Here is a 5,310-nt window from a genome sequence, read left to right on the forward strand (position 1 = left end):
CGCCGATGGATGACAAGCGCAAATGGGTGTTCAAGGTGGTGCCGAACGACGACATCATGGCCAACGCCATCCTGAAATATATCGCCAAGACCGGCGTCAAGACACTCGGCTATATCGGCGTCTCCGATGCCTATGGCGAAGGCTACTACAAGGTGCTCAGCGAAGCCGCGCCGAAACTCGGCGTGACGCTGACCGGACATGAAGTCTATGCGCGCAGCGACGCCAGCGTGACCGGCCAGGTGCTGAAAATCATTGCAACCAAGCCCGACGCGGTGTTCGTCGCGTCCGCCGGAACGCCGGCGGTGCTGCCGCAGAAAGCACTGCGCGAGCGCGGCTACAAGGGGCCGATCTTCCAGACCCACGGCGTTGCCACGGAAGAATTCATCAAGCTCGGCGGCAAGGATGTCGACGGCGCGATTTTTACGGGCGAGGCCTTCACCGTCGTCAACGATCTGCCGGCGGACAGTCCGTTCCGAAAACCCACGACGGCCTTCATCGACGCCTACAAGGCGGCGAACGGCAACATTCCGTCGATCTTCGGCGCGCATCTGTGGGATTCGATGTCGCACGTGGAACGCGCGATTCCGGCCGCGCTCAAGGCGGCAAAACCCGGCACCGCCGAATTCCGCGCAGCACTACGCGACGAGATTGAGAAGACAAAGGACTTTGCCTTGAACAACGGTCTGTCGAACATGACGCCGGACAACCACAACGGCTACGACGAGCGTTCGGCTTTCGTGATCGAGGTCAAGGACGGCGCGTTTCACCTGGTGAAGTAGGACGTCAATCGCCTTCCGTCATCCTGAGGCGCTCGCCGCGCCTTGGCGGCGAGCCTCGAAGGATAGGCCACAAGCGCAAGCGGCCGTCCTTCGAGACGCCGCGCAAGCGCGCGGCTCCTCGGGATGACGAGGTGTCATTGGGGTGCGAATCCGAAGGCGCGCTCGAACCGCTTCGCATATTCCGGCCACACTTCCGGATTGACGATCCGCGGCGGGCGCTTGCCGTCGAGCGTATCGAGCATCTGCTCGGCGGCGATACGGCCCATGTTCGCCCTCGCCTCTTTGGTGACGCCGGCGGTGTGCGGACTCGCGAGCACGTTGTCGAACTGCAGTAGCGGATGATCCGGCGGCGGCGGCTCCTTGGCCCAGACGTCGAGACCGGCGCCGGCGATCTTCTTGTCATGCAGCGCTTCGAACAGCGCCGCCTCGTCGTGAATGAAGCCGCGCGCGGTGGTGACGAAATACGCATGCGGCTGCATCAGTGAAAATTCGCGTGCGCCGATCATGCCGCGATTGTCTTTGGTCAACGGGCAACTAATGGAGACGTAATCGCTTCGCCGCAGCAGCTCATCCAGTTCGACCTTCTCAGCCCCGCGTGCCGCAATCCCGGAAGCCGACAGATAAGGATCATAGGCCAGCACCGTCATGCCGAGCAGTCCCTTGCAGAGTTCGGCGATGCGGCGGCCGACATTGCCGATGCCGACGACGCCGACGGTCTTGCCCTGCACCTCGGCGCCGATCAGCGCATTGCGGTTGACATTGGTATCGCGCCGCAGCGCGCGGTCGGCTTCGATGATGCGCTTCGACAAGGTCAGCATCATCCCCAACGCGTGCTCGGCCACGGAATGCGCGTTACCGCCGGACTGGTTGACGACCACTACGCCTGCCGCCGTGCAGGCATCGACATCGACGGGGTCAAAGCCCGCGCCGTTGCTAGAGACGATCAGCAGGTTCGGCGCCCGCCGCAGCAGATCGCGATCGACATGAAAATGTCCAGCGAGCTCATCGCGCGCGGCCCCAATTTGATAGGCATGCGCGGCGGCGACGATCGGCGCCGCAACCTCATCCGGACTTTCGTTTTCGAGCCGGTCGAGCCGCACGTCGGGTCGCGCCTGCAATATCTCGGTGTAGATCGGATGCGCCAGGTATTTGACATAGAACACGCGCTTGTTGTTGACCGACATTGCCTACCTTCAGTTGGGGAATCCATAGAGTTTCGCCGGATTGGCGACGAGGATGCGTTGCTGCGCCACCTGGTCCGGCGTCCACGCCTGGAACAGCTCGAACAGATGCCCGACATCGGGCATCTCGCCCTCGACGCGCGGATGCGGCCAGTCGCCGCCCCATACCAGCCGTTCCGGATTGGCCGCTACCAGCGCCTCGTGAAACGGCCGCGCATCCGGATAATCAGGCGCGTTGTGGCTGATGCGATGCGCGCCCGACAGTTTTGCCCAGCACCAGCCCTCGCTGAGCGCGCGCAGCAGGCTCTGGAAACCGGCCGTCCGGGTGCCGGCGCGCGCGTCGGTGCGCCCCATGTGATCGATCACCACCGGCAAACCGATGGTTTTCAAATCCGAAATGGTCTCGGGCAAATCCTTGACATCGATCCAGAGCTGCAGATGCCAGCCGAGCTCGGCCATCACGGGCGCAAGCGCTTGCGCGGCGGTGAGCGGAACGCCGCCACGATAGTGCAATTGCCCGTCGCGGAAAAAATGATTGAAGCGCAATGCGCGCACGCCGAGATCATTCCAACGCCGCAATGTTTCGGACGAGACGCCTTCATCGGCCACCGCGACGCCGCGCAGACGATCGGGCTGGCGCGCCAGCGCGTCCAGCATCGCCGAATTATCGCGGCCATGTGCGCTGCCCTGCACCAGCACGCCGCGTGCAAAACCGACCGCGTCGAGCATCGCCAGATATTTTGCGAGCGGCGCGTCCGGCGGCGTGTAGCTGCGATCGTCGGCGTAAGGAAACCGCGCTGCCGGACCGAACACATGCGCATGCGTATCGCAGGCGTTCGGCGGCGGCGGCAGTTTCGGGCGGGTCGGCTCGCGCGGCGGCAGGCAGGCGGGGATCATCGTTGGCGCGCCCGGATCACTCGAGTTTCATTCCGGCGGCCTTGATGATCGGGCCCCATTTTTCGTAGTCGGCGCGGATCACCGCATCGAACTCTTTTGGCAAGCTGCCGATCGGCGTCGCGCCGAGCGTGTTGAGTCGGTCCCTCACCGTCGGCGCCTTCAGTGCGGCGATGAAATCACTCGACAATTGCGCCAGGACATTTGCCGGCATCCCGGCGGGCCCTACCAGCCCCCACCACACGCCGGTATCGTAGCCGGCGACGCCCGCCTCGGCCATGGTGGGAACATCGGGCAGGAACGGCGCGCGCTTGGCGGTCGTGACCCCGAGCGCGCGAACCGTGCCGGCGCTGATATGTCCCACCGACTCCGGCCCGTTGTTGAACGACATCGGAATTTGCCCGCCCAGCAGATCGTTCATCGCGGGAGCGCCGCCCTTGTAGGAGATGGCGACGATCTCGACCTTGGCGAGACTTTTCAGCAGCTCCCCGGCAAGATGCGTCGAGGTGCCGTTGCCGGCCATGCCGTAGGACAGGCTGCCCGGTTTCGCGCGCGCCTGCGCCAGAAGATCGGCCAGCGTCTTGTATGGCGAGTCCGCACGCACCAGCAGAATGTTCGGCGAGGAGGCCAGCAGGCAGATCGGCGTGAAATCCTTGAACGTATCGTAGGGGATTTTTGGATAGAGCAACGGATTGGTGGCGTGGCCGCTGGCGACCACGATCAGGGTGTATCCGTCCGGCGCCGAGGTGGCCAGCGCCTGCGACGCGACCACGCCGCCCGCGCCCGGGCGATTCTCGACGATGACCGGCTGGCCCCAATTCTTCGACAGTTCGTCGCCGAGCGTCCGCGCGAGAATATCGACCGCGCCGCCCGCCGGATACGGCACGAACAGATGCACGGCTTTTGTGGGAAATCCTACCTGGGCCGAGGCAACATTTGCGGCGGCGACCACGCCGGCCGCTAAACCAAGCGTCCGAACCCACCTCATGGCATCTCTCCCAAAATTTTATCGTTCGCGGTTTATCGCACATTGGCATGCTACCGACATGGTCACAACACGCAGATCGCAGCTACGCCACGGCATGTTGACAATGCCGTTGATCGCGTCAAGTTCGGCGAGGCCATGCTACGCCACCTCATCCTGAGGAGCGGCCGTTTGGCCGCGTCTCGAAGGATTAGGTGTTAGAGTTGCCATCCTTCGAGACGCGCGCAAAAGCGCGCTCCTCAGGATGAGGATTGAGCAGGGAGAATTCAATGGCGGCCGCCCAGGGACAAGGGTCCTTGCAGTCCGAACCGGAAACCTGGCACGGCGTGGTGCAGCGGACACTGAAGCGCAACGACGTCCGTCTTGTGCCTTACGTGCCCGACCGCGTGCTCACCACGCTGATCAAGAACCTCCACGCCGATCCGTTCTTCACCACCTTCCCCGCCGCGCGCGAGGAGGAGGCGGTCGGCATCGTCGCCGGCGCATGGATGGGCGGGATGCGCGGCGCGGTGCTGATGCAGACTTCCGGCTTTGCGACGCTGGCAAACGCGCTGGCGTCGATGGCGATCCCGTACCAGATCCCGCTCGTGATGTTCGTCTCCGAGCGCGGCACGCTGGGCGAATTCAACTACGGGCAGGCGCTGGTGTGCCGCACCATGCGGCCCGTGCTGGACTCGCTGGCGATGGTGCATCACACCGCGACCCGGCTCGACGAGTTCGAATTCATCTGCGACCGCTCGATCAAGCAGGCCATCGCCACGCAGGCGCCGGTGGCGCTGATCCTGTCGCCGCTGCTGACCGGCGGCAAGGTGTTCGAGAAGTGAGCGATCGGATGAACAAGGATACGTCAGCGCCGGCGCGCAATACCAAGGTGATGAACCGGTTCGATCTGACCAGGCGGCTGGTCGCAAGATTGAAGCACGAGGAGGCCGTGATCGGCGGCATCGGCAATACCAATTTCGATCTGTGGTCCGCCGGCCACCGCCCGCAGAACTTTTATATGCTGGGCAGCATGGGCCTCGCATTTCCGATCGCGCTCGGCGTCGCGCTGGCGCAGCCGCAACGACGCGTTGTCGCGCTGGAAGGCGACGGGTCGCTCTTGATGCAGCTCGGCTGTCTCTCCACCATCGCGTCGCTGAAGCCGAAAAATCTCAGCCTGATCGTGATGGACAACGGCATCTATCAGATCACCGGCGCGCAGCCGACGCCCGCTGCCGCCTCGTCAGACATCGTCGCCATCGCGCAGGGTTGCGGAATTGCAAATAGCGCGTGGGCCGCTGACGAAGAGGATTTTGAGCGGCTGGTCGATCAGTCGCTCGTCGCAACCGTCCCGACATTGATCGCGCTTCGGATCGACGACAAGCCGGGCGTCGGCACCACCGATCGCGATCCCGTGCAGGTGCGGCAGCGCTTCATGCTGGGCCTCGGCGTGCGGCATGAGGTGAAGGCCGGTTGACGGTTTCGAACGAGG

Annotated in this window: 6 protein-coding genes; 3 read left to right on the forward strand and 3 right to left on the reverse strand. The window is 64.0% G+C overall.

Annotated features, from left to right (window positions below):
- A partial coding sequence (locus tag VGP39_RS23095; RefSeq protein ID WP_327570412.1) for an ABC transporter substrate-binding protein occupies nucleotides 1-779 on the forward strand: 779 nt, incomplete at its 5' end.
- 134 nt (nucleotides 780-913) lie between these two features.
- On the opposite strand, the gene VGP39_RS23100 is transcribed toward VGP39_RS23095, so the two are convergent.
- The 3 genes from VGP39_RS23100 to VGP39_RS23110 are packed head-to-tail and all read right to left on the reverse strand — an operon-like array spanning nucleotide 914 to nucleotide 3,842.
- The gene (locus VGP39_RS23100) at nucleotides 914-1,963 is read right to left on the reverse strand and encodes a hydroxyacid dehydrogenase (RefSeq protein WP_327570413.1); all 1,050 of its coding nucleotides are present in this window, start codon (nucleotides 1,961-1,963) and stop codon (nucleotides 914-916) included.
- A 9-nt stretch (nucleotides 1,964-1,972) separates the two neighbouring features.
- A complete protein-coding gene (locus VGP39_RS23105; protein WP_327570414.1) occupies nucleotides 1,973-2,857 on the reverse strand; it encodes an amidohydrolase family protein in 885 nt (294 codons plus the stop codon).
- Between the two features lie 16 nt (nucleotides 2,858-2,873).
- Nucleotides 2,874-3,842, reverse strand: coding sequence for a tripartite tricarboxylate transporter substrate binding protein (locus VGP39_RS23110; protein ID WP_327570415.1), 969 nt, complete (start codon nucleotides 3,840-3,842; stop codon nucleotides 2,874-2,876).
- A gap of 266 nt (nucleotides 3,843-4,108) precedes the next feature.
- Here VGP39_RS23110 and VGP39_RS23115 point away from each other — a divergent pair, with 266 nt between their 5' ends.
- Nucleotides 4,109-4,663, forward strand: a complete 555-nt coding sequence (locus VGP39_RS23115; RefSeq protein WP_327570416.1) for a decarboxylase — start codon at nucleotides 4,109-4,111, stop codon at nucleotides 4,661-4,663.
- Nucleotides 4,664-4,671: 8 nt separating this feature from the next.
- Nucleotides 4,672-5,295, forward strand: a complete 624-nt coding sequence (locus tag VGP39_RS23120; protein ID WP_327570417.1) for a thiamine pyrophosphate-dependent enzyme — start codon at nucleotides 4,672-4,674, stop codon at nucleotides 5,293-5,295.
- Nucleotides 5,296-5,310 lie beyond the last annotated feature (15 nt).

Source organism: Bradyrhizobium sp., assembly GCF_036009065.1.
Taxonomy (GTDB): Bacteria; Pseudomonadota; Alphaproteobacteria; order Rhizobiales; family Xanthobacteraceae; genus Bradyrhizobium.

What these genes read in the sequence shown, in the direction of transcription:
- VGP39_RS23100 (WP_327570413.1), bottom strand. Translation starts at nt 1,963, where the DNA reads ATGTCGGTCAACAACAAGCGCGTGTTCTATGTCAAATACCTGGCGCAT.
- VGP39_RS23105 (WP_327570414.1), bottom strand. Translation starts at nt 2,857, where the DNA reads ATGATCCCCGCCTGCCTGCCGCCGCGCGAGCCGACCCGCCCGAAACTG.
- VGP39_RS23110 (WP_327570415.1), bottom strand. Translation starts at nt 3,842, where the DNA reads ATGAGGTGGGTTCGGACGCTTGGTTTAGCGGCCGGCGTGGTCGCCGCC.
- VGP39_RS23115 (WP_327570416.1), top strand. Translation starts at nt 4,109, where the DNA reads ATGGCGGCCGCCCAGGGACAAGGGTCCTTGCAGTCCGAACCGGAAACC.
- VGP39_RS23120 (WP_327570417.1), top strand. Translation starts at nt 4,672, where the DNA reads ATGAACAAGGATACGTCAGCGCCGGCGCGCAATACCAAGGTGATGAAC.